At 70.3% G+C, this 19,541-nt stretch carries 21 protein-coding genes; 9 read left to right on the top strand and 12 right to left on the bottom strand.

Translation table 11 applies throughout. The features are described from left to right. Window positions 1-17: 17 nt before the first annotated feature. Window positions 18-758 carry an ABC transporter permease gene (locus QSK26_RS35065; protein WP_285779633.1) on the bottom strand — a complete coding sequence of 247 codons (741 nt, stop codon included), beginning with the start codon at window positions 756-758 and terminating at the stop codon, window positions 18-20. After that, window positions 755-1,645: an ATP-binding cassette domain-containing protein gene (locus tag QSK26_RS35060; RefSeq protein ID WP_285779632.1), complete on the bottom strand. Its 891-nt coding sequence runs from the start codon at window positions 1,643-1,645 to the stop codon at window positions 755-757. The genes QSK26_RS35065 and QSK26_RS35060 overlap by 4 nt, the downstream gene beginning before the upstream one ends. A 119-nt stretch (window positions 1,646-1,764) precedes the next feature. Between QSK26_RS35060 and QSK26_RS35055 the strand changes: the two genes are divergently transcribed. Further along, window positions 1,765-1,944 (top strand): hypothetical protein, encoded by a 180-nt coding sequence (locus QSK26_RS35055; RefSeq protein ID WP_285779631.1) that lies wholly within the window; start codon window positions 1,765-1,767, stop codon window positions 1,942-1,944. 72 nt (window positions 1,945-2,016) lie between these two features. Here QSK26_RS35055 and QSK26_RS35050 read toward each other — a convergent pair whose 3' ends face one another. Beyond that, complete coding sequence (locus tag QSK26_RS35050) at window positions 2,017-2,763, bottom strand: hypothetical protein (RefSeq protein WP_285779630.1); 747 nt, start codon at window positions 2,761-2,763, stop codon at window positions 2,017-2,019. Window positions 2,764-2,980: 217 nt separating this feature from the next. Here QSK26_RS35050 and QSK26_RS35045 point away from each other — a divergent pair, with 217 nt between their 5' ends. Genes QSK26_RS35045 through QSK26_RS35030 form a run of 4 tightly spaced genes read left to right on the top strand, consistent with a single transcriptional unit; the run spans window position 2,981 to window position 6,389 of the window. Next, on the top strand, window positions 2,981-4,066 hold the full coding sequence (locus QSK26_RS35045; RefSeq protein WP_285779629.1) for a serine hydrolase domain-containing protein: 1,086 nt from the start codon (window positions 2,981-2,983) through the stop codon (window positions 4,064-4,066). Between the two features lie 10 nt (window positions 4,067-4,076). Then, a complete protein-coding gene (locus QSK26_RS35040) occupies window positions 4,077-4,655 on the top strand; it encodes a hypothetical protein (RefSeq protein ID WP_285779628.1) in 579 nt (192 codons plus the stop codon). A 7-nt stretch (window positions 4,656-4,662) separates the two neighbouring features. Then, window positions 4,663-5,334, top strand: coding sequence for a response regulator transcription factor (locus tag QSK26_RS35035; RefSeq protein WP_285779627.1), 672 nt, complete (start codon window positions 4,663-4,665; stop codon window positions 5,332-5,334). Then, a complete protein-coding gene (locus QSK26_RS35030) occupies window positions 5,331-6,389 on the top strand; it encodes a HAMP domain-containing sensor histidine kinase (RefSeq protein WP_285779626.1) in 1,059 nt (352 codons plus the stop codon). Before QSK26_RS35035 ends, QSK26_RS35030 begins: the two co-directional genes overlap by 4 nt. 314 nt (window positions 6,390-6,703) lie before the next feature. Here QSK26_RS35030 and QSK26_RS35025 read toward each other — a convergent pair whose 3' ends face one another. The 3 genes from QSK26_RS35025 to QSK26_RS35015 all read right to left on the bottom strand — a co-directional run bounded on the left by QSK26_RS35025 (window position 6,704) and on the right by QSK26_RS35015 (window position 8,968). Next, the gene (locus QSK26_RS35025) at window positions 6,704-6,913 is read right to left on the bottom strand and encodes a DUF397 domain-containing protein (RefSeq protein WP_285779625.1); all 210 of its coding nucleotides are present in this window, start codon (window positions 6,911-6,913) and stop codon (window positions 6,704-6,706) included. Window positions 6,914-7,031: 118 nt separating this feature from the next. Next, complete coding sequence (locus tag QSK26_RS35020; protein ID WP_285779688.1) at window positions 7,032-7,895, bottom strand: helix-turn-helix domain-containing protein; 864 nt, start codon at window positions 7,893-7,895, stop codon at window positions 7,032-7,034. A gap of 755 nt (window positions 7,896-8,650) precedes the next feature. Continuing rightward, window positions 8,651-8,968, bottom strand: coding sequence for a type II toxin-antitoxin system Phd/YefM family antitoxin (locus QSK26_RS35015; RefSeq protein ID WP_285779624.1), 318 nt, complete (start codon window positions 8,966-8,968; stop codon window positions 8,651-8,653). Window positions 8,969-9,057: 89 nt separating this feature from the next. On the opposite strand from QSK26_RS35015, the gene QSK26_RS35010 reads away from it, so the two are divergent. The 4 genes from QSK26_RS35010 to pgi all read left to right on the top strand — a co-directional run bounded on the left by QSK26_RS35010 (window position 9,058) and on the right by pgi (window position 12,813). Further along, window positions 9,058-9,972 carry a hypothetical protein gene (locus tag QSK26_RS35010; RefSeq protein ID WP_285779623.1) on the top strand — a complete coding sequence of 305 codons (915 nt, stop codon included), beginning with the start codon at window positions 9,058-9,060 and terminating at the stop codon, window positions 9,970-9,972. A 105-nt stretch (window positions 9,973-10,077) separates the two neighbouring features. Then, on the top strand, window positions 10,078-10,425 hold the full coding sequence (locus tag QSK26_RS35005) for a PadR family transcriptional regulator (protein ID WP_502888781.1): 348 nt from the start codon (window positions 10,078-10,080) through the stop codon (window positions 10,423-10,425). Then, window positions 10,422-11,036: an HAAS signaling domain-containing protein gene (locus tag QSK26_RS35000; RefSeq protein ID WP_285779622.1), complete on the top strand. Its 615-nt coding sequence runs from the start codon at window positions 10,422-10,424 to the stop codon at window positions 11,034-11,036. The genes QSK26_RS35005 and QSK26_RS35000 overlap by 4 nt, the downstream gene beginning before the upstream one ends. A 142-nt stretch (window positions 11,037-11,178) precedes the next feature. After that, entirely contained in the window at window positions 11,179-12,813 is a 1,635-nt protein-coding gene (gene pgi / locus QSK26_RS34995) for a glucose-6-phosphate isomerase (protein WP_285779621.1), read from the top strand. An 83-nt stretch (window positions 12,814-12,896) separates the two neighbouring features. Here pgi and QSK26_RS34990 read toward each other — a convergent pair whose 3' ends face one another. The 6 genes from QSK26_RS34990 to QSK26_RS34965 form a co-directional block, all read right to left on the bottom strand. Further along, complete coding sequence (locus tag QSK26_RS34990) at window positions 12,897-14,387, bottom strand: sensor histidine kinase (RefSeq protein WP_285779620.1); 1,491 nt, start codon at window positions 14,385-14,387, stop codon at window positions 12,897-12,899. Window positions 14,388-14,715: 328 nt separating this feature from the next. Then, entirely contained in the window at window positions 14,716-15,738 is a 1,023-nt protein-coding gene (locus tag QSK26_RS34985; RefSeq protein WP_285779619.1) for a serine hydrolase domain-containing protein, read from the bottom strand. Continuing rightward, the gene (gene murQ, locus QSK26_RS34980; protein ID WP_285779618.1) at window positions 15,731-16,630 is read right to left on the bottom strand and encodes an N-acetylmuramic acid 6-phosphate etherase; all 900 of its coding nucleotides are present in this window, start codon (window positions 16,628-16,630) and stop codon (window positions 15,731-15,733) included. Before murQ ends, QSK26_RS34985 begins: the two co-directional genes overlap by 8 nt. 45 nt (window positions 16,631-16,675) lie before the next feature. Further along, window positions 16,676-17,518: a GNAT family N-acetyltransferase gene (locus QSK26_RS34975; RefSeq protein WP_285779617.1), complete on the bottom strand. Its 843-nt coding sequence runs from the start codon at window positions 17,516-17,518 to the stop codon at window positions 16,676-16,678. A 16-nt stretch (window positions 17,519-17,534) separates the two neighbouring features. Continuing rightward, on the bottom strand, window positions 17,535-18,539 hold the full coding sequence (locus tag QSK26_RS34970) for an ABC transporter ATP-binding protein (protein WP_285779616.1): 1,005 nt from the start codon (window positions 18,537-18,539) through the stop codon (window positions 17,535-17,537). After that, window positions 18,536-19,540, bottom strand: coding sequence for an ABC transporter ATP-binding protein (locus tag QSK26_RS34965; RefSeq protein ID WP_285779615.1), 1,005 nt, complete (start codon window positions 19,538-19,540; stop codon window positions 18,536-18,538). Before QSK26_RS34965 ends, QSK26_RS34970 begins: the two co-directional genes overlap by 4 nt. Between the last annotated feature and the right edge of the window lies 1 nt (window position 19,541).

Raw genomic sequence — 19,541 nt, 5'->3', positions numbered from 1 at the left:
GGCAGGAGGCCGGCTGCTTACGCGTCGCGGTGCCGCATCAGGGCGGCGCCTGCGGTGATGGCGAGCGCGACCCAGGCGAGGTAGACCGCGAAGCCGCTCCACGGGCCGAGGGAGCCGTTGGCCTGGCCGGACACGATCAGCAGGCCGGCGTTCGTGGTGAAGTGCTCGGCCACGGTTCTGCCCCATTCGCCGGGGAGTTGGTTCGCGATCGTGGGCAGGACCAGGATGAGCGCGATGGCCGACACGATCGCGCCCGGCGTGTGCCTGACCAGGGTGCCCAGTCCGAGGCCGAACAGGCCGCACGCGGTCAGGTAGAGACCGGACCCGAGCGCGGACCGTGCCGCCTCGCCCAGCTCGAACGACGGCGGCTGGGAGATCGCCGCGCCGACGCCGATCGCGCCGGCCGCCGCGACCGTGCAGACGGCCAGCGAGATCGCGACGAACGTCACGATCTTGCCGGTCAGCAGGCTCATGCGTTTGGGGACGGCCATGAGCGAGGTGCGGATGGCGCCGGTGCGGTACTCGCTGGAGATCACCAGAACGCCCAGGGTGGCCATGGACAGCGAGGCGAGCAGCGTACCGGTCAGGCTCAGCATGATCGTTTGATCGCCCGGGATCGGTCCGCCGGACGTGTTCCTGGCCGAGGCGTTGAGGAGGGCGGAGAAGCCCAGCATCAGCGCGGCGGTGACGGTCAGGGTCCACACCGTGGAGCGGACCGAGCGGATCTTGGTCCATTCGGACCTGAGGATGTGCTTCATGAGGTGTACTCCAGGCTGTCCTTGGTGAGCTCCATGTAGGCCGCTTCGAGCGAGGGCCGCACGTACGTCAGCTCCTCCAGCGGGATCCCGGCCCGCGCGGTGATCGTGCCGATCTCGAGCGTGCTCATCCCGGTCACCCGCAGGTGGCCCGGATGCGGCTCGCCCACCTTGATCAGGTCGGCGACCTCGGCCAGCCGCGGCGAGCGCACCCGTACGTACCCCTGCGAGCTGCGCCCGATGAACTCGGTCACGCTGGTGTCGGCGATGAGGCTGCCCCTGCCGATCACGATCAGGTGGTCGGCGGTCTGCGCCATCTCGCTCATGAGGTGGCTGGAGACGAACACCGTGCGCCCCTCGGCCGCGAGCTCCCGCATGAACGTGCGGATCCACAGGATGCCGTCGGGGTCGAGACCGTTGACGGGCTCGTCGAAGAGCAGGATCTCCGGGTCGCCGAGCAGCGCCGCGGCGATGCCCAGCCGCTGCGACATGCCCAGCGAGAACCCGCCGATCCGCCGCCCGGCCACCTCCCGCAGGCCCACCGTCTCCAGCACCTCGTTCACCCGGCTCGCCGGGATGCCGTTGCTGTGGGCGATGGCCAGCAGGTGGTTGCGCGCGCTGCGCCCGCCGTGCACGGCCTTGGCGTCCAGCAGCGCGCCGACCTTGCGCAGGGGGTGCCTCAGCTCGTGGTACGGCCGCCCGTCCACGAGCACAGACCCGCCGGACGGCCGGTCGAGCCCGAGGATCATGCGCATGGTCGTGGACTTCCCCGCCCCGTTGGGACCGAGGAACCCGGTCACCCGACCGGGTTCGACGTCGAACGACAGATCCGCCACCGCGGTCGTGCCGCCGTAGCGCTTGCTCAGTCTCCTTGCTCGGATCGCTGTCATGATCCAAGCGTCCCGCCGCGGGCGGCCGTCCTCATCATGCCTGGGAACTGTTCTCGGACGACGCCTCTGGGAGCCTGGTCCTACTCTCCGGGTGGGACCTGTGCGCGGGCGAGTCAGGGGTGACGATCGGCGGCGCCACCGCCCTCGCGCACCCGTCCTACGGCCTGCCCGAAGGCGCCCCCGCCGACCTCGTCACCCTCGACGCCCAGACCCCGGCCGAAGCGGTTGTCACCCGCCCGCCCAGGAACCTCGTACTCAAGGGCGGCCGGGTCGACACTAGATCGGGCACACTCATCTGACCGACACCCCAACACCGCCGCGCACAGCCCCGCCGTCCACCCGGCGTGGTCGCGCGGCTGATGGGTGGTGGTTCAGACGCGGCCGGCGCCGATCTTCTTCAGCCACTGGTCGCAGTTCTTGCAGGCGGCGCGTGCCTGCCATTTGCCGTCCTTGGCGTTCCAGGTCTGGGCGTGGAAGAAGAGGGTGCCCGAGGGGAGCTGGGACAGGTCGGTCGTGCCGGAGTCGTGCAGGTAGGCGTTCATGGCGGCCACCTCGCCGCATGCGGCCACCGGCCAGTCCTCGACCTGGACCACGCCGGTGAGGATCGTCTTCATGAGCGGGTGCTTCTCGCTGGTGGTGTATTCGCCGCTGGTGCCCGACCAGAGCTTTCCCGTCTTGGCATGGACGAGGACGGCGATCACGGTGCCGACCTTGACGCCGGCGCCGGCGCCGTACTTCTTGGTCAGTTTGATGGCCTCGGCGGGCGCGCCGGCGATCGTGGAACGCCGGTCCTTCTCCTCCTTCTCCTGCTTGCGTGCCGTCTCCAGCCGGGCCCTCTCGTCCGCGAAGCGCGCCCAGCCGCCGGTGTCGTACTCCTCCAGCCAGGAGACGAACTCCTCCCGTGCCGTGCTCTCGGACTTGCTCCCGACCATGGCGTATTCCAGGAGCGACAGCTTCTTGGAGATGTCCTCCAGGGGGCCTCGCTTGGAGGGGACGTCGGGTAACTGCCTGATGTAGGTCTGGAGTTCGAGCCGGGCGGCGGTGGCCCACTTCTTGAAGTCCGTCTCGGGCACCTGCCGGCGGTAGACGGATGTGCTGGTGAGTGGCTGCTCGGACATGTCGTTCCTCTCCGTCGGCGTGAGCCGGGCGATGGGTCTCGTCGGCTTACCCCCCGGATAAGCGTCACCGCGCCGCGTTCGGCGGCCACGATCTCCGCTCAGTATCCGGGCGGGAATGGAAGACCGATTGCGGATGGATAGCGGGGGCCGAGGGTCGTGGTCCGGCGCGTCGCCTCGTTCACATCACGTTCGCAGCCGGGTTCGTACCTTCGGCCGCATGAACAGATCTTTCGCGGTACTGGCCGTGCTGGCTCTCGTGGCGGCGTGCGGGGCCGGGCCCGGTGTTCCCGACGGACGGACGGCCGGTGCCCGCTGTGACGCCGGGATCGACGAGGCGCTCCGCGAGTGGGAGAAGGCCGGTTTCAGCGGGTCGATCGCCGTCTCGACGCGCGGGGAGTTCGGCTGCCTGGCCGGTTACGGCTGGGCCGACCGGGCCGGCGGCGTCCCGGTGACACCCGAGACGGTGTTCGGCATCGGGTCGGTCACCAAGGCGTTCACCGCGGCCTCGATCTTCGCGCTGGCCGACGCGGGGAAGCTGTCCATCGACGATCGGGCGGGCAGCCTGCTGCCGGATCTGAAGGGCCCGGTCGCGGAGGCGACGATCCGGCAGCTTCTGCTGCACACCAGCGGGCTCAACGGGTCACACGGCCGCGACCACCAACCGCTCGACCGGGACTCCGCCGTGGCGGCCATCGGCGGGCTGAAGCCGGCCTTCCGGCCGGGCACGGGGTACGTGTATTCGAATGCCGGGTACACGCTGCTGGCGCTCATCGTGGACGAGGTGTCGGGCAGCGGGTACCGGGAGTACACGGCGTCGGCGACGTTGCGGCTTCCCGGCGGTGGCGTCGCGGGCGGGTTCTGGAACGGCGAGCCCGCCGCGCCCGGCCCCCGGGCCGTCGGCTACCTCGCGGACGGTGAAACAGCACGGACGGGCGGGTTCGCGGGCCCGCACTGGGCGCTCGACGGCAACGGCGGCCTCGCCATGACCACCCGGGACCTGGCGGCCTGGACGTACGCGCTCTTCTCCGGCCGGGTCGTGTCGCCGGCGTCGACCAGGGTCATCGGCACCCCCGGTCACGACCTGGGCGGGGGCCGGTCGGAGACGCCTGGCTGGGTGGCGTACGACAGGTCGGTCCACGGTATGCCGTTCCTCACCGCCTCGGGCGGGGGCGGCGACGTCGGCCACAACGCCGCCGTCGCCTGGCTGCCCGAGCGGGAACAGGTGATCGCGATCGCGTCGAACGGGCCCAAGGTGTCCGCCGGCGACCTCCTGGCAGGCGGGCCCGGCCATCGCCGCCGGTGAGCCGCCACCCGTGCCGAAGGTCCCGGCCGACGGCACCGATCCGGCCGACGCGGCCGCTATCGTCGGGAGGTACGAACTGGACACGGGAGGCTCGTTCGACGTGACCGTGACCGACGACCGGCCCGTGATCTCCGCGAGCGGCGCCGACGCCGTCGCGGCGCTGTTCCCGCCGCGCGCGGACGTTCCGGCCGCCGGGCTCCGCGCGCACGAGCGGCGCGTGCTCGCACTGCTCGGCGGGCAGACCGACGAGGGGCACAGGGAGCGCGCGGGCATCGAGGCCGGGTTCGGCCCGATCACCGGCGTCACCCTCGGCGGGACCACGAGCGCAGGCGAGACGCGCACCTACGTCACCGTCACCACCCGGAAACGGTCGATCCTCGCGTGGTACTCGCTCAACGAGCAGGGCGGCGTCCAGGCGGCCGAGATACCGACCCGCCCCCCGGCGCTGCCGCTCGTCGCCTCGGGCGGCGGGAGCCACCGGCCGGACGACCCGGCCGGCGTCGGGCCCGAGGTGACGTTGCGCTTCGGCGAAGGCCGGGTCACCGTCTCGGGACCGGCCGGGGAGACGAGCGCCCGGTCGGCCGGGTGACCCCGCCGTGCGCGTCTTACTCCTGGAGGACGACCCGGACCTCGCGGAGGTCGTCGCCCTCGGCCTGCGCAACGAGTCCTACGCGGTCGACGTCGCCGGCACCTGCGCCGACGCCGAGGAACTGCTCAGGACCACCGACTACGACGTCGCCTGCTTCGACCTGGGGTTGCCCGACGGGGACGGGCTGGACCTCGTCCGCCGGCTCGCCGCGGACCCCGGTCTGCGCCGGCCCCGGCGGTCGCTCGTCCTGACCGCCCGTGACGCCGTCGCCGACCGGGTCGCCGGACTCGACGCCGGGGCCGACGACTATCTCGTCAAACCGTTCCACTTCGCGGAGCTGGTCGCCCGGCTCCGCGCCCTGGCCCGGCGGGAGGGCGAGCACGGTTCGACCCTGCGCGTCGGCGAACTGACGCTCGACCTCGCCACCCGCCGAGCCTGCCGGTCCGGCACTCCACTCGATCTCACCGCCAGGGAGTTCTCGTTGCTGCGGTACTTCATGCATCACCCCGGGCAGGTGCTGTCGGCCGAAGAGCTGCTCGAACACGTGTGGGACGCGCACGCCAACCCGTTCACCTCGTCTGTCCGGGTCATCCTCAGCAGGCTGCGCAGGAAGATCGGCGACCCGGCGCTCATCGTCACCGTCACCAACGCCGGCTACCGGCTGACGGACCCGTCGTGACCGACGTCTGGCGGTCGCTGCGCGTACAACTGGCCGCGCTCGGGTTCCTCGCGATCTACGTCCCCGCCTTGCTGCTGTTCGGCGTCATCCTGGCCACCGACAGCGAGACGACCGCGCACGCGATCGGCGACCGGCCGGCCGTGCGGAGCACCTCCGTACAGCGGTCCCCCTGGGCCACCTGGACGATCCTGGCGCTCGCCCCCGCCGCCGCCGGGCTGGCCTGGTGGTGGGCCGGCCGGGCCGTACGCCCGATCGACCGGGTGCGCAGGGTGGCCGAGGACGTCGAGGGCACCGATCTCGGCCTGCGCACCGGCCTCGGCGACGGCCCGGCCGAGGTGGTGGCACTCGCGGCGAGCTTCGACGCGATGCTCGACCGTCTGGAACGCGCCGCGGAGACCCAGCGGCGGCTCATCGAGGAGACCAGCCACGAACTGCGCACCCCGCTGTCGGTCCTCGTGGCGAACACCGACGTCCTCCTCGCCCATCCGTCCCCCACCGTCGAGGTCTACCGCCAGGGGCTGGCCCGCTCGAAGAAGGCGGCCGAGCGCCTCCAGACGACGATCGACGACCTCCTCGTCGAGGCCCGCGGCCGGGCCCGTACGATCGACCGCCGCCCGGCCGACCTGGTGGCCATCGTGCGCGCCGTCCTGGACGACGCCCGCCCGCCCGCGACCGCGAAGGCCATCACCCTGTCCCTCACCGCCCCCCCGGCCGCCACGTGCCCGATCGACGAACCGACCGTACGGCGGGCCGTCGCCAACCTGGTGGACAACGCGATCAGGTACGCGCCGGCCGGCTCGGCGGTCGAGGTCGCCGTCACGGAGACCGCGTCCGAAGCGGCCGTCACCGTGACCGACCACGGCCCCGGCATCCCCCTGGCCGATCAGGAGCGCGTCTTCCAGCGCTTCTGGCGAGGCCGCCCCGACACCCCGGGCACCGGCCTCGGCCTCCCCATCGCCACCCAGGTCGCGACGGCCCACGGCGGCACCCTCACCGTCACCTCCCCCGGCCCCACCGGCGACGGCTGCGCCTTCCACCTCACCCTGCGCCGCTGAACCGCGACGACTCCGCACACCGGCCGATCACCGCCCCTCGACAGCCGGGTGGCATACTCGCGATGGCGGCGATTCGCGGTCCGCGACCATGCGGCGGATCCCGCGGGTGAGCCGAGGCAGTCGAAATCGTCGAAGCGAATGACGACGCGTGGTCGGTCTCGGCGCCCCCGGAGTTTGAGGCTACACCTGCCGACCATGTCGCGAATTCGACACTACGCGGGGTGTGTTTGTACGGGACAAACTGCCAGGCATTGTGGGCGTCTCCGCACGCATATGCCCGGGGCCAATAGCACCCCTGCGTTAGATCGAATGACTCACGGCCAGTCGAATTCCCCTCTTCGCACGCCTACGACAAAGGCGACCCAGTCTGATCGACTGAACTCAAGAACGGCCTCGTCGGGCGAGTTAGAGTCACGCACATAAGCCGATTCAGGGCCGAACGCAACCTCCACACACTCCCCCGTCGTGCTCGCGGAGCTCTTACGCCAGATCAGCTCAGGCGGATCGCCAGGCCCCTGAGTCATCAAGCCGTCCTCCCAGTGTCGGTATCGAGAATAGCCCGGGAGGTCAAGATCGTACAGGGCACTCAAATTGGCAGCAAGCCGTGTAGCCGGCACGCCGACGCGAGAGGGCGGGGCTTCATCACATATCTCTTGCAACGTCGTTGATGAACGAAAGTGATTCGGACGGACTTAATGCCTCCTCCAGAATGGCCTCGAAGTCGGCACGCACATCGGCGATACGTGGATCCTCACCGGTGACCGTCTCGTGGAGTTCACTGCTTTCCAGGTGCAGCACCTCACCCAGCCCCCCGTCGAACTCCAGGAGGGTGAAAGCACCACGAAGCATGCCGACATGCGATCCGGCCTTGAAAGGTACGACCCTGATACTGATCCGCTCGCTCCCCTCGGCGACACTGACCATGTGGCGGAGCTGGGTCGGCATGATAGTGGGATCGCGGCTTATCCCAACGTGTCGGCGGATGACCGCCTCGTCGAGAATAAAGGTTTCACACGGCGGAACCTGTCGCCGCCTCAGGGTCTGCTGACGCATGAGTCGCAGCCTGACCAACTGGCCCAGGGTGACTGGATCCGTTTCAGCGTGCGCAAGGGTCTCGGCGTATTCTTTGGTCTGCAACAGTCCAGGCACGGCCAAAGGCTGGAACTGTCTGATGACAGAGGCACCGGCCTCGTAACCGATATATGTCAGGTAAGCGTCGCTGACGTCTTTCCTGAAATCACTCCACCACCCCTTGGCGCGGGCCCCCTGATTGAGCACGTGGAGTTCTTCCATGACGGGTGGATCGGTCACTTCGTAAAGGCGCCCCAACGCGTCCAGGTCAACCTTGGATATCCCGGTGCGTCCACCCTCTATCCGGATCAGCTTTGACGTGTGCCATTCCAGGCTGCGGGCGACATCGTCCTGGGTCATACGGCGTTGCCGGCGGAGCTCCGTAAGTTTTCTCCGGAGAAGCGCCCCCTGGACAACCGGGCCGTGTTGATCCACCACACTTCGCCTCACCTTCAGTAGTCGCCCATGAGCGTGCCACCTGACATCGCACAAGGTGGCGAGGCGCCCACGGTACCCCACGCACCTGATGGTCCCTTCGGGACCTCGCCTTCGAGGACCAGCGGAGATGTCCACAGAGGCTGCGGCTTGGCACATTGCACAGCGTTTCGTTGCGCTCTGCTAGGATACGCCATGCAAGGTAGCAGTTTGCTACGTTGCACACCCCCTCTTGACGGAGTGTGACGGCTGCACGCCGGATTCCAACGGAGTGGTCAATCTGCGGATGCGGCAACTGTGTGTCGCATGCGAGCAGTCGGAGACTCAGGAGGTCGCTGCGGCAGGAGACGCGACGCGCCCACGTGGCGCCGAACAGATACAGGACAGGTTTTGCCACTCGGGGAGGGAAAGTGTCCAGGGTCCTGTGGGACAGGATGGCATCTGCCGATATCACAGAGATCGGAGACCGTGCCGTCATAGGCAGGCTTTTCAAGAGAGCAGAAGAAGAGCTCTGCTTCCCTCCGCGCAAGGAATGTGCTGACGAGGGGTGGGTCCCCGGCCGCGAAGGCGTTTTGGCGTGGCGGCGACCTGCTGCTTCGGCCTCAGGAGACGCGGACGTCCACGATGAGGCGTCCGACTACTATCTGCTGTATCGCACGCCCACCGACCGGGAGTACCGCGACGCGAACACACACGCGGCATTCCGCGTCATGCGCGTGCTCCATGTCTCGGACTTCACGTCGCTCAGCACATAGTCACGGCCAATCAAGACCGAGGCGCCTTGCCAGGTCCTCCGTTGTTTCGCCCTGCCCCTCGATCTCCGTATCAGCCGACGCGGCATCCCGCCCACTCTCAGCGGCCTCCTGATCGAGGAAACGGGCGATCAACTCCCCTTCCAGCCCTTTGTTGAGTAAAGGAGAGATGAGGGCCACGAACTGGCCATGGCGAGTGATGATCGCGGGCCGGCCGGAATCGTTGATCTCCTGAATTACTTCGGCCGTCCTCTGATTGAGGTCACGCATCTTGTAAATATGCACGTCTCCTCGACTTACTTGAGACTTCTCAGCGGTCACAGGCCATCCCCACAAATGTGTGTACTACATTTGTACTACATGTCCCCCTTCCTATGCGAGCCGATGCCCCAACAAACAAGGATCCGGCCATGACCGCCCCCGTCACCGACCAGGTCACACCGGCGGCGAATGACGTGTCCCACGCTTCCGACCTGCGCATAGCCGCACGGTGGCTCGTAGCGGCCAGCGCTTCGGTGGCGGCCGCATTAGTCGCCGGCGTTCAGTTGCGAAACTTCGCGGATCTCGGCGACGTCGGGCAATGGGCCGTCGCAGTTGGCTTGCTGGCGATACTGACAGCCTTGGCAAGTGTCGTGTGGACACTCTACAGCGCCGCCGCGGTCCTGACCGTGCGACGTCGGAGTATCGGTGAGCTCGCCGAACTAGACCGGCTGGACAACGGCAACTTCCCCGATCACCGCCTGGAAGCACCCAGGTCAGCGCTCGTATCCCACCTGGTGGTCGAGCGCCGCACCAACCTGTTGGGGATGTCACGGGATGCCATCTGGCAACTCAGCAGAGACCACGCAATAGCCCATCAGGCCTCGACACTCCCACAAACAACAGAAATGGTACGTATAGGGACACATGTCTATGACCCCAGAGACCCACTCGACAATACAGCGCTGGCCAATCTCGCCCTGGACCTGGACAGACGTGTCCAGTGTGTCGTGGACGCCGCAGCCTCTTTCGAAACGCAGCAGCGCTACCACCGATTGACGAGACGCATGAAGCTGTTGGGGATACCGTTCGTGGCGAGTGTTCTGATCCTCCTGTGGCTGCAGACACTTACCCCGAAGCTCATGAATGTGAAAACTCCGATCAGTGTTCATATTGTCACGCCCAGGAGTGGCCAGGACCCCTGCGCCGGGAAAGTTCTGGAAGGCGTCGCCGTGGGCGGGACGATGGACGCCCCCATAGTGGTGCTTCACGCACAGGCGGGCTGTTCCGCCAGAAAACTGACTGACACCCAGGAGTTCATCGTCATCCCTCGCATCGGCAAGTAGCCGACGGTTCCATCCGCGCGGTACGTGAGGGCTCTTCCGGCACGTGGCGAACTATATGGCGCCTACTACTATGCGAGACCGACTAGTGGGTGTTACCGTCATGGCATGGCAGACATGACGGCCAAGAGGACGCAGTGGCTGCGGGGAGTGCTTGATCTCGCGGTGCTCGCGCTGCTCGCCGAGAGTGGCGAGGACTACGGATACGCGCTGCTTCAGCGGCTGGACCGGGCGGGGTTGCCCGACATGAAGGCGGGGACGCTCTATCCGCTGCTCAACCGGCTGACCGCCGACGGACTGCTGCGCGCCGAGTGGCGGGCGGGAGAGGGCGGACCGGGGCGGAAGTTCTTCAGCTTGACCGACGAGGGCCGGGAGGCGCTCGCGGTGCAGGGACCCGAATGGGCGGCGTTCGCGCGGACCGCGGTCGCCGTGGTGGAGCGAGGAGTGAAGGCATGACCGTCTTGGACAGGAAGTACCGCGACGACCTCCGGGTGGCGCTGCGACTGCGGGACATCTCCGGCGCGCGGGTCGGCGAGGTGCTCGCCGAGGTCGAAGCGCACGTCGCGGAGACGGGCGAGGATCCCGTGGCGGCGTTCGGCAGCCCGAAGGAGTACGCGGCGAAGGTGTCCGCGCAGCTCGACGTGAAGACCGGCAAGCCGTCGAGGCTGCAGAAGCTCACGGGGACGCTCATCACCGGCCTGCTGACCTACGTCGGTCTCACCCTGCTCCTCGACGGCCTGTCGGCCGATAGGCCCGGCGTGCCCGTCACTCCGGCGTACCTCATCTCGACGGTCGTCTTCCTCGCCCTGAGCGTCCCGGCGGTGATGCTGTCCTTCCGGGCCGCGGTCGCCCTTTCCGGGGGCAGGGTGTGCGGCGTGCTGGCCGCCTGCGCCCTGGCCGGCGCGATGGCGGTCGCCATCTTCCCCAACAGCCTGTTCGACGGCGAGACCGTGCTCTTCGAGGTGTCACGGTGGGTGGCGGTGGGGCTCGGCGCCGCCGCGGTGGCGGGTTCGCTCGGCCTGGTCCGGCACGGCTACCGGCACGGCCGGATCGTCGACCCCCGCTGATCTCGCGGCGCGGCGGAAGCCGTACGGCGGACGCGATGTTGGAAGACGGCGGGGTGCATGTGTGCGTTCTCCTGGGGAGGGACACAATGCACCTCGCAGGACCCGCCTGGCGGCCTTCCGACAGCTAACGGAGGAATTACCGATGCCGACCATTCCGCTTCGTGACCGCGCCTCGTGGAAGGCGCTCGAACAGCATCACGCCGAGATCGGCGGCCGCCATCTGCGCGACCTGTTCGCCGAGGATCCGGGGCGCGGCGAGCGCATGACCGCCGAGGCGGCTGGGTTGTACCTCGACTACTCCAAGAACCGCGTCACCGGCGAGACGTTGCGGCTGCTGACCGAGCTGGCCGGTGAGTCCGAGCTTGAGCAGCGCAGGGACATGATGTTCCGGGGTGAGCCGATCAACACCTCCGAAGGCAGGTCGGTGCTGCACGTCGCCCTGCGGATGCCGAAGAGCGGCTCGCTCGTGGTGGACGGCGTCGACGTCGTCGCACAGGTCCACGAGGTGCTCGACCGGATGGCCGGCTTCGCCAGGCGGGTGCGTTCGGGCGAGTGGAAGGGCCACACCGGCAAGCCGATCAGGAACATCGTCAACATCGGCATCGGCGGTTCCGACCTCGGCCCGGTCATGGCGTACGAGGCGCTGCGCCACTACACCAAGCGCGACCTGACCTTCCGCTTCGTGTCCAACGTGGACTCCACCGACTTCGCCGAGGCGACGCACGACCTGTTCGCCGACGAGACGCTGTTCATCATCTCCTCCAAGACCTTCGGGACCCTGGAGACACTGACCAACGCCCACTCGGCGCGCGACTGGGTCATCGGCCAGCTCGGCACGGACGAGGCGGTCGCGCGGCACTTCGTCGCGGTGTCCACCAACGCCGAGCGCGTCGCGGACTTCGGTATCGACACCGCCAACATGTTCGGCTTCTGGGACTGGGTCGGCGGCCGTTACTCGATGGACTCCGCGATCGGCCTGTCCACGATGCTGGCGATCGGCCCCGAGCACTTCCACGAGATGCTGGCCGGCTTCCACGAGATGGACGAGCACTTCCGCACGGCGCCGCTCGCCGAGAACCTGCCCGTGATCATGGGGCTGCTCACGGTGTGGTACGTCAACTTCTTCGGCGTGCAGAGCGTCGGCGTCATGCCGTACGAGCAGTATCTGAAGCGCTTCCCCGCCTACCTCCAGCAGCTCACCATGGAGTCGAACGGCAAGCACGTCACCCGGGACGGCGACCCGATCGACTACGACACCGGCCCGGTCTACTGGGGCGAGCCCGGCACGAACGGCCAGCACAGCTTCTACCAGCTCATCCACCAGGGCACCCGGCTGATCCCGGTCGACCTGATCGGATTCGGCCACAGCCTCAACCCGCTGCGCGACCACCACGACCTGCTGATGGCCAATGTCTTCGCGCAGGCGCAGGCGCTCGCCTTCGGCAGGACCCGGGAGGAGGTGCAGGCCGAGGGCACCGCCCCGGAGGTCGTCCCGCACCGGGTCATGGAGGGCAACCGCCCCACCAACGTCCTGCTCGCCGACCGCCTCACCCCGCACCTGCTCGGCGTCCTGGTCTCGCTGTACGAGCACATCGTGTTCACCCAGGGCACGATCTGGGGTGTCGACTCCTTCGACCAGTGGGGCGTCGAGCTGGGCAAGGTCCTCGCCGGCCGGATCGCCCCCCAGTTGGAGAGCGACACCGACCCGGACCTCGCGCACGACTCCTCCACCAACGCCCTCATCCGCCGCTACCGCGACATGAAGAGCCGCGCGTGATCACGCCGGCCGCCTGAGCACGCAGGCACGACAACCAACGCTCCACAACCAGGTTCCGAATGCGGGGCTCCGCGTCCTGCCGATCAGGGGGTACGGGCGCCGCGGCCGGAGTCCTGCCGGTCGGCGGGGCGGGGCCCGGGGGTCGATTCCGGACGGTCGGCGGGGCGGGGCCCGGGGGGCGGTTCCGGACGGTCGGCGGGGCGGGGCTCGGCGGTCGATTCCGGACGGTCGGCGGGGGACACGACGGGGTCGAGGGTGAGGTCGGGGAGGGTCAGGGGGAGGCGCAGGACGAAGCGGGCGCCTTGCGGGGAGTCCTCCACGCGGAGGGTGCCGGAGTGGGCGTGCGCGATGTCGCGGGAGATGGGCAGGCCGAGGCCGCTGCCGGCGGGTTCGCGGCGGCGGGCGGCGTCGAGGCGGACGAAGCGTTCGAAGACGCGTTCGCGGTCCGCGGGGGCGATGCCGTCGCCGTCGTCGCTTACCGTGACGACGGCGTGCGCCCCGGCACGCTCGACGGTGACCTCGACCCGGGTGGCGGTGTGCCGCCGGGCGTTGGCCAGCAGGTTGTCCAGGACCCGGATGAGCTGGATCCGGTTGCCCCGCACGTGCACGTCGCGGGCGGCGCGCACGTGGACGGGGACGCCGCCGGACCGGGCCGCCGTCTCCTCCGAGACCAGTGCGCCGAGGTCGATGGAGGTGTGCGTGGTGGAGGCGCCGGCCCGCAGGCGGGCCAGGACGAGCAGGTCGTCCACGATGGCCTCCAGGCGGTCGGTGATCGACAGCCCGTCCTGGATGACCTCGTGCGGATCGACGTCGTCGGGATAGAGGGCGGCCTCCTCCAGCCGGGCGCGCAGGGCGGTGAGCGGGGTTCTCAGCTCGTGCGAGGCGGTGGAGGCGAAGCGGCGCTGCTGTTTCACCGCCTCCTCCAGCCGGGCCAGGGTCCGGTTGGCGGTGCAGGCGAGCATCGCGTACTCGCTGCGGCCGGGCGGCTGGGGCACCCGCAGGCTCAGGTCGCTCACGGTGATCTCGGCCATCGCCTCGCGGATCGCCGCCACGGGACGCAGGGAACGCTTCGCCGCCCGCCAGTTCAGCCAGCCGGCGATGCCCGCGCCCAGCAGGACGCCGGCGGCGGTGAGCAGTTCCAGGCGGTACATGGACAGGATGGGCCGCTGGGCCGCTCCGGCGTAGATGAAGTGCGGCTCGCCGTGCCAGAGGTCGCGGGAGACCAGCGGGGAGATCCGCAGGGCGGTGAGCATGACGCACTCGCCGCGCGGGTCGCACTCGGTGACGTCCCGGATCGCCTCGCCCGGCGGCGGTTTCGTCTCCGACAGCGGCGGCTTACCCCGGGCCGCGGCGCTGGCCGCCACCACCCGGCCGTGGGAGTCGACGAGCTGGACGAGGTCCACGAGCGGGTCGTCCGGCGGGCCCGGTATCCGCAGGCCGGGCTGGACGGTGGCGAGCCAGTTGGCGGCGACCTGCTCCGAGTGCCGGTAGACCGCGGCCTGCGCCCTGTCGATGATGAGGGCGTCGATGCTGACGCCGATGGCGGTGAGGAGGAGTAGAGCGAGACCCGTCACGGCCATCGTGGTGCGCGCCTGAAGCGTGCCAAGGAGAAGCGACCCCCGTCTGCCCCCCACAATCAACTGCCCTTTCGTTACAAAAGCCCAGGTCAGATCTCCTTTGACGGTAATCGCCCGGTAGCCGGCCGGGCAATGAGCGAGCCATAAACGGACCTGGAACAGGCCGGGAGATTACCTTGACATGGGCGTCAGGCCGCGGCGCGTGAGGTGAGGCGCCGCCGGAGCCGTCCGTCGGCGCCGGCCGGCCGGAGGCGGGTGGCCGGAGGCGGGTGGCCGGAGGCGGGTGGCCGGAGGCGGGTGGCCGGGTTGCGGGTGACGAATCCGGTCAGCCGGCGGCGAGCCGCAGGGCCTCTGCGGCGACCGCGTGGCGCAGTTCCCTGATCCCGGGCCGCCCGCGCACCGGGTGCACGTTGTTGGTGAGCAGTACGACGGTGAGCCGGTGGCCGGGGTCCACGAGCAACGACGTCCCGGTGAAGCCCGAATGCCCGAACCCACGGGTCAGCGGACCGGCGACAGCCGGATCCCCGATGCGCACCCCGAGCCCCTGGCGGAACCCGGCGCCGGACACCCCCTGGTCGCGGGTCATCTCGGCAGCCGTGTGCCGGGACAGGACGCCGTCCGCGCCGGCCCGCAGCGCCTCGCCGAAGCGCAGCAGGTCGGCGGCCGTGCCGAACAGGCCCGCGTGCCCGGTGACGCCGCCCAGGCCGTACGCGGTCTCGTCGTGCACCGTTCCCCTGACGCAGCCCGTCCCCGGGCGGCCCGGCCGATGCTCGGTGGCCACGGTCCGCGGCAGCAGGGCCCGGCCGGGGCGGTAGACGGTGTCGGTCAGGCGGAGCGGGCCGGTGATCCGCTCCCGGACGAGGACGTCCAGGGGTTCGTCGCCGGCGATCTCGGCGACCCGCCCGGCGGTGATCAGGCCGACGTCGGAGTAGACGTAGGTCCCCGCCGGATGCCACGCCGGGGTGGACAGGATCGCGTCCCAGTCCGCGGTCCGCCGGGACGCGGGCAGGCCGGAGGTGTGGGTGAGCAGGTGGCGCACGGTGATCTCCGGCCGGTCGCCGTAGTGCCGGGGCAGCCACATGGCCACCGGCTCGTCGAGATCCAGGCGGTCGTCCTCGGCGAGGGACAGCAGGACGACCGTGGTGAACAGCTTGGTGATCGACGCCAGGTCGAAGACGGAGTCGAGGGCGGCCGGCGGCCGGTCCCGGAGCAGCGTCCCGGACGCGTCCGCGAAGCGCACCGCCTCCCCCACCGCGGCCCCGGCGACCTGGCGGCCGTCCACGGCGATCAGCGCGACCGCCGCGGAGGCGACCCCCGGCACGGCGGCGCGCAGGAGGTCGTCAAGCATCCTGCCGCGGCGCGGTGTCGAGCCGGCCGCCCCGCGCGGCGAGCAGCGACCGGGCGCGGTCCGCGTCGACGCCGAACCTGATCATCATGACGGCTGTCTTGACGTCGTGCCCCGCGTCCAGGATCTCGCGGGCCGCCGCGACCTCGGCGCCGGTGATGTCGGCGACGATCCTGGACGCCCGGTCGAGCAGCTTCGCGTTGGTCGCGGACACCTCGATCATGTGGTTGCCGTATGTCCGGCCGCATCGGATCATCGTGATCGTCGAGATCATGTTGAGCACCAGCTTCTGGGCGGTGCCGGCCTTGAGCCGGGTCGATCCGGTCACCACCTCGGGCCCGACGATCACCTCGATGGCGTGGTCCGCCGCCGCCGCCAGCGGCGTGTGCGCGTTGCACGCCAGCCCGGCCGTCAGGGCGCCGCGCCGGCCCGCCTCCTCGACCGCCGCGACGACGTACGGCGCCCGGCCGCTGGCCGAGATGCCCACGACGGCGTCCAGCGGGCCGATCCCCTTGGCCCTGATGACCTCGGCGCCCGCCTCCGCGTCGTCCTCGGCGCCCTCGACCGACCGGACGAGCGCCGCCTCACCGCCCGCGATGACACCCTGTACGAGGTCGGGATCGGTGCCGAAGGTCGGCGGGCACTCGGACGCGTCCAGCACCGCCAGCCGCCCGGACGTGCCCGCGCCCACGTAGAACAGCCGTCCCCCGGCGGTCAGCCGCTCGGCGATGCCGTCCACCGCGGCCGAGATCGCCGGTACGGCGGTCGCCACCGCGGCGGGGACGGCGGCGTCGGCGGCGTTCATCAGCCGGGCGATCTCCTCCGTCGGGAGCGTGTCGATCCGGCTGTACCGGGGGTCGCTCTGTTCGGTGGCGAGAGCGGCAAGTGGATTCATCCTGATTCCTCACGTGTAGAGGGTTTCCATCGAGATGACATGCGGTCAGCGGAGCGGGCGGCGGTAGAGCCAGAAGACGCGTTCGACCTTCGCGGCGGCCACCCGGGCGTAGAAGCGGATCGGGCCCACCCAGCCGATCTGGACCCGGGCCAGCCCGGCCGCGGCCTGCTCGGCGAGGCAGCGCCGGACAAGCAGCCGGCCGACGCCGAGCCCGCGGGCGGCCTCGGCGGTGCCCATCGGGCCGAACCACGACGGCCGGGAGCCCCACGCCGCGAAGCCGATGATCCGGCCTTCGCGCACGGCGTAGTGGCAGCCGGTCGCCTGTTCGGCCTCCCAGGCCCAGGCGTCGTTCCAGTGCGCGCGGACGAACGCGGCGACCTCGTCCCGCTCCCCCGGCGGCGCCGTGCGCAGGGTCACCCCGGCCGGGACCGGGTCGGCGCCGTCGATGCCCGCGGAGGACGCCGTCATGTTCCAGGCGACGCTGTACCGGTCGTAGCCGAGGCTCTCGGCCAGGCAGGCCGCCGGGGTGTAACGCACGTCGATGCCGGGCCAGGCGTAGCAGGGCGGGTGGCCGGCGAACCTCGCCTCGGTGGCGCCGCCGGACCGCAGCCAGTCCTCCGCCGCCACGGCGAGCGCGCGGCCGAGTCCCCGGCCCTGCGCCACCGGGTCCACGGCGAGCAGGTCGATGTGCCCGATCCCGGCCTCCGACAGGGACGCGAACACGACGCCGTCGAGCTCAGCGGTGGCCAGGGCGACCCACCGGCGTCCCTCGGGCGGCCGGGCCAGCCGGTGCACGAGGAACGGCGCCTCGGCCGCGTCCGCCCACAGCGCCGCGCCCGCCACCTCCTCCACCCGGGCGTCCGGCGTCACCGGCCCGATGCCGCTCATGCCGCGCCCGCCGGGCTCATGCCGTCTCCAGCGGGACCACGCTCCGGCGCCGCGGGTGGAAGCAGGCGTGCAACTGGCCGGTGCCGCCGTCGTGCCCGAGTACGGGGGTCTCGGCCTCGCAGCGCGACGTGCTGAACGGGCACCTGCGCGCGAACAGGCAGCCCGCGTCGGCCTTCCCCTCGTCGAGCGCCTCGGTCGGCACGACCCGCTCGGGACCGGGCCGCTCCAGCCCGTGCAGCACCGGCGTCGCCGACAGCAGCGACTGCGTGTACGGGTGCACCGGCTCGTTGATGATCGTCTCGGTCGCCCCCCGCTCGACCACCTGGCCCCGGTAGATCACGTACAACTCGCCCCCGTCGCCGATGTACCGGGCGGTGGCGATGTCGTGCGTGATGAACAGCACGCTCACGCCGAGCCGTTCGCGCAGGTCCTTGAGCAGGGCGAGGACGCCGAGCCGCAGCGACACGTCGATCATCGACACGGCCTCGTCGGCGACCAGCATCTCGGGGTCCATGGTGAGCGCCCGCGCGATCACCACCCGCTGCCGCATGCCGCCGGAGAGCTGGTGCGGATAGCGCGGCAGGACGTACCCCGGGTCGAGCCCGACCAGGGCGAGCAGCTCCTCCGCGCGCACGTCGCCCCACGACCTCGGCCGCCCCGCCTGGCGGGCGCGCAGCCGCAGCGGCGCCTCCAGAGTCTGGTGGATCGTCCGGGTGGGGTTGAGCGCCGAGTAGGGGTCCTGGTGGATGAGCTGGATCCGGCGGAAGTACGGCTGCCGTCGGCGGTGACTCAGGCCGGACATCGGGGTGCCGTCGATGACGATCTCCCCGGAGTCGTAGGTCTCCAGCCCGGCGATGATCCGGCCGAGCGTGGTCTTGCCGCAGCCGGACTCGCCGATGAAGGAGACCGCCCCGCCCTTCCCGATCGTGAAGTCCACCCCGCGCAGGGCCGGGACCTCGCGCCTGCCGAGCACGTTGCCGCGCTGCCTGAACGTCTTGGTGACGGCGGTGCCGGTGATCACACGTATTCCTTCCGCTTCACCGGCGCCAGGGAGTGCCCGGCCGCGTGGCAGGCGACCGTCCTGCCGCCGCAGGTCACCGGCGCGGGCTCCACCGTCTCGCAGATCTCCATGCGCAGGGCGCAGCGCTCCCGGAACACGCACCCGGCGGCCGGCAGCGTGCCGAGCGTCGGCGGCCGTCCGGGCAGCGCCCTGGCCTGTGAGATGTCCCCGGACAGCCGGGGGATCGCCCGGATCAGGCCCTGGGTGTACGGATGTGCGGGCGCGCCCAGCACGTCGGCGATCGGGCCGTGCTCGACGATCCGCCCGCCGTACATCACGGCGAGGGCGTCGGCGACCTCGGCGACCGCGCCGACGTCGTGGGTGATGACGAGCGTGGTGAGCGCCCGTTCCTCGTGCACCTCGCGGATGATGCGCAGGATCGTCGCCTGGGTGATCATGTCGAGGGCGGTGGTGGGCTCGTCGAGGACGACCACCTTGGCGTTGAGCACCAGCGCGAGCATGATGCCCACCCGCTGGCGCATGCCGCCGGACAGCTCGTGCTGGTGGGAGTCGAGCACCCTGGCGCCGTCCAGGCCCATCCTGGCCAGCAGGTCCTTCGCGTCGCGCACCAGCGCCCGCGGGTCGGCCACGTCGTGCGAGCGGCCGAGGTCGAGCAACTGCTTGCCGATCGTCTTCAGCGGGTTGAGGGAGTTCTGGGCGGCCTGGAAGACGTAGCCGACCTTGCGTCCGCGCGCCTGGCGCAGTTCCTCGCCGCGCAGCCGTACGACGTCTCCGAGGCCGTCGATCTCGACGCTTCCGCCGCTGATCCGGCCCGGCGGCTGGACGGCGTTCAGCAGGGAGAGGGCGAGGGTGGACTTGCCCGAGCCGGACTCGCCGACGACGCCGGTGATCGTGCCCGGCGTGAGGGTGAGGTCGACGCCGGACACGGCGGGCAGTTCCCCCATCGGCGTGTTGTAGACGACGGTGAGGTCGCGGATGCGCACTCCTGGCGCGGTCTCCATC

The organism is Microtetraspora sp. NBRC 13810 (assembly GCF_030268685.1).
In the GTDB taxonomy this organism is placed as follows: Bacteria; Actinomycetota; Actinomycetes; order Streptosporangiales; family Streptosporangiaceae; genus BSRQ01.
Note: the sequence above shows the minus strand (reverse complement) of the source record. Positions and strands in the feature narration are given on the sequence as shown.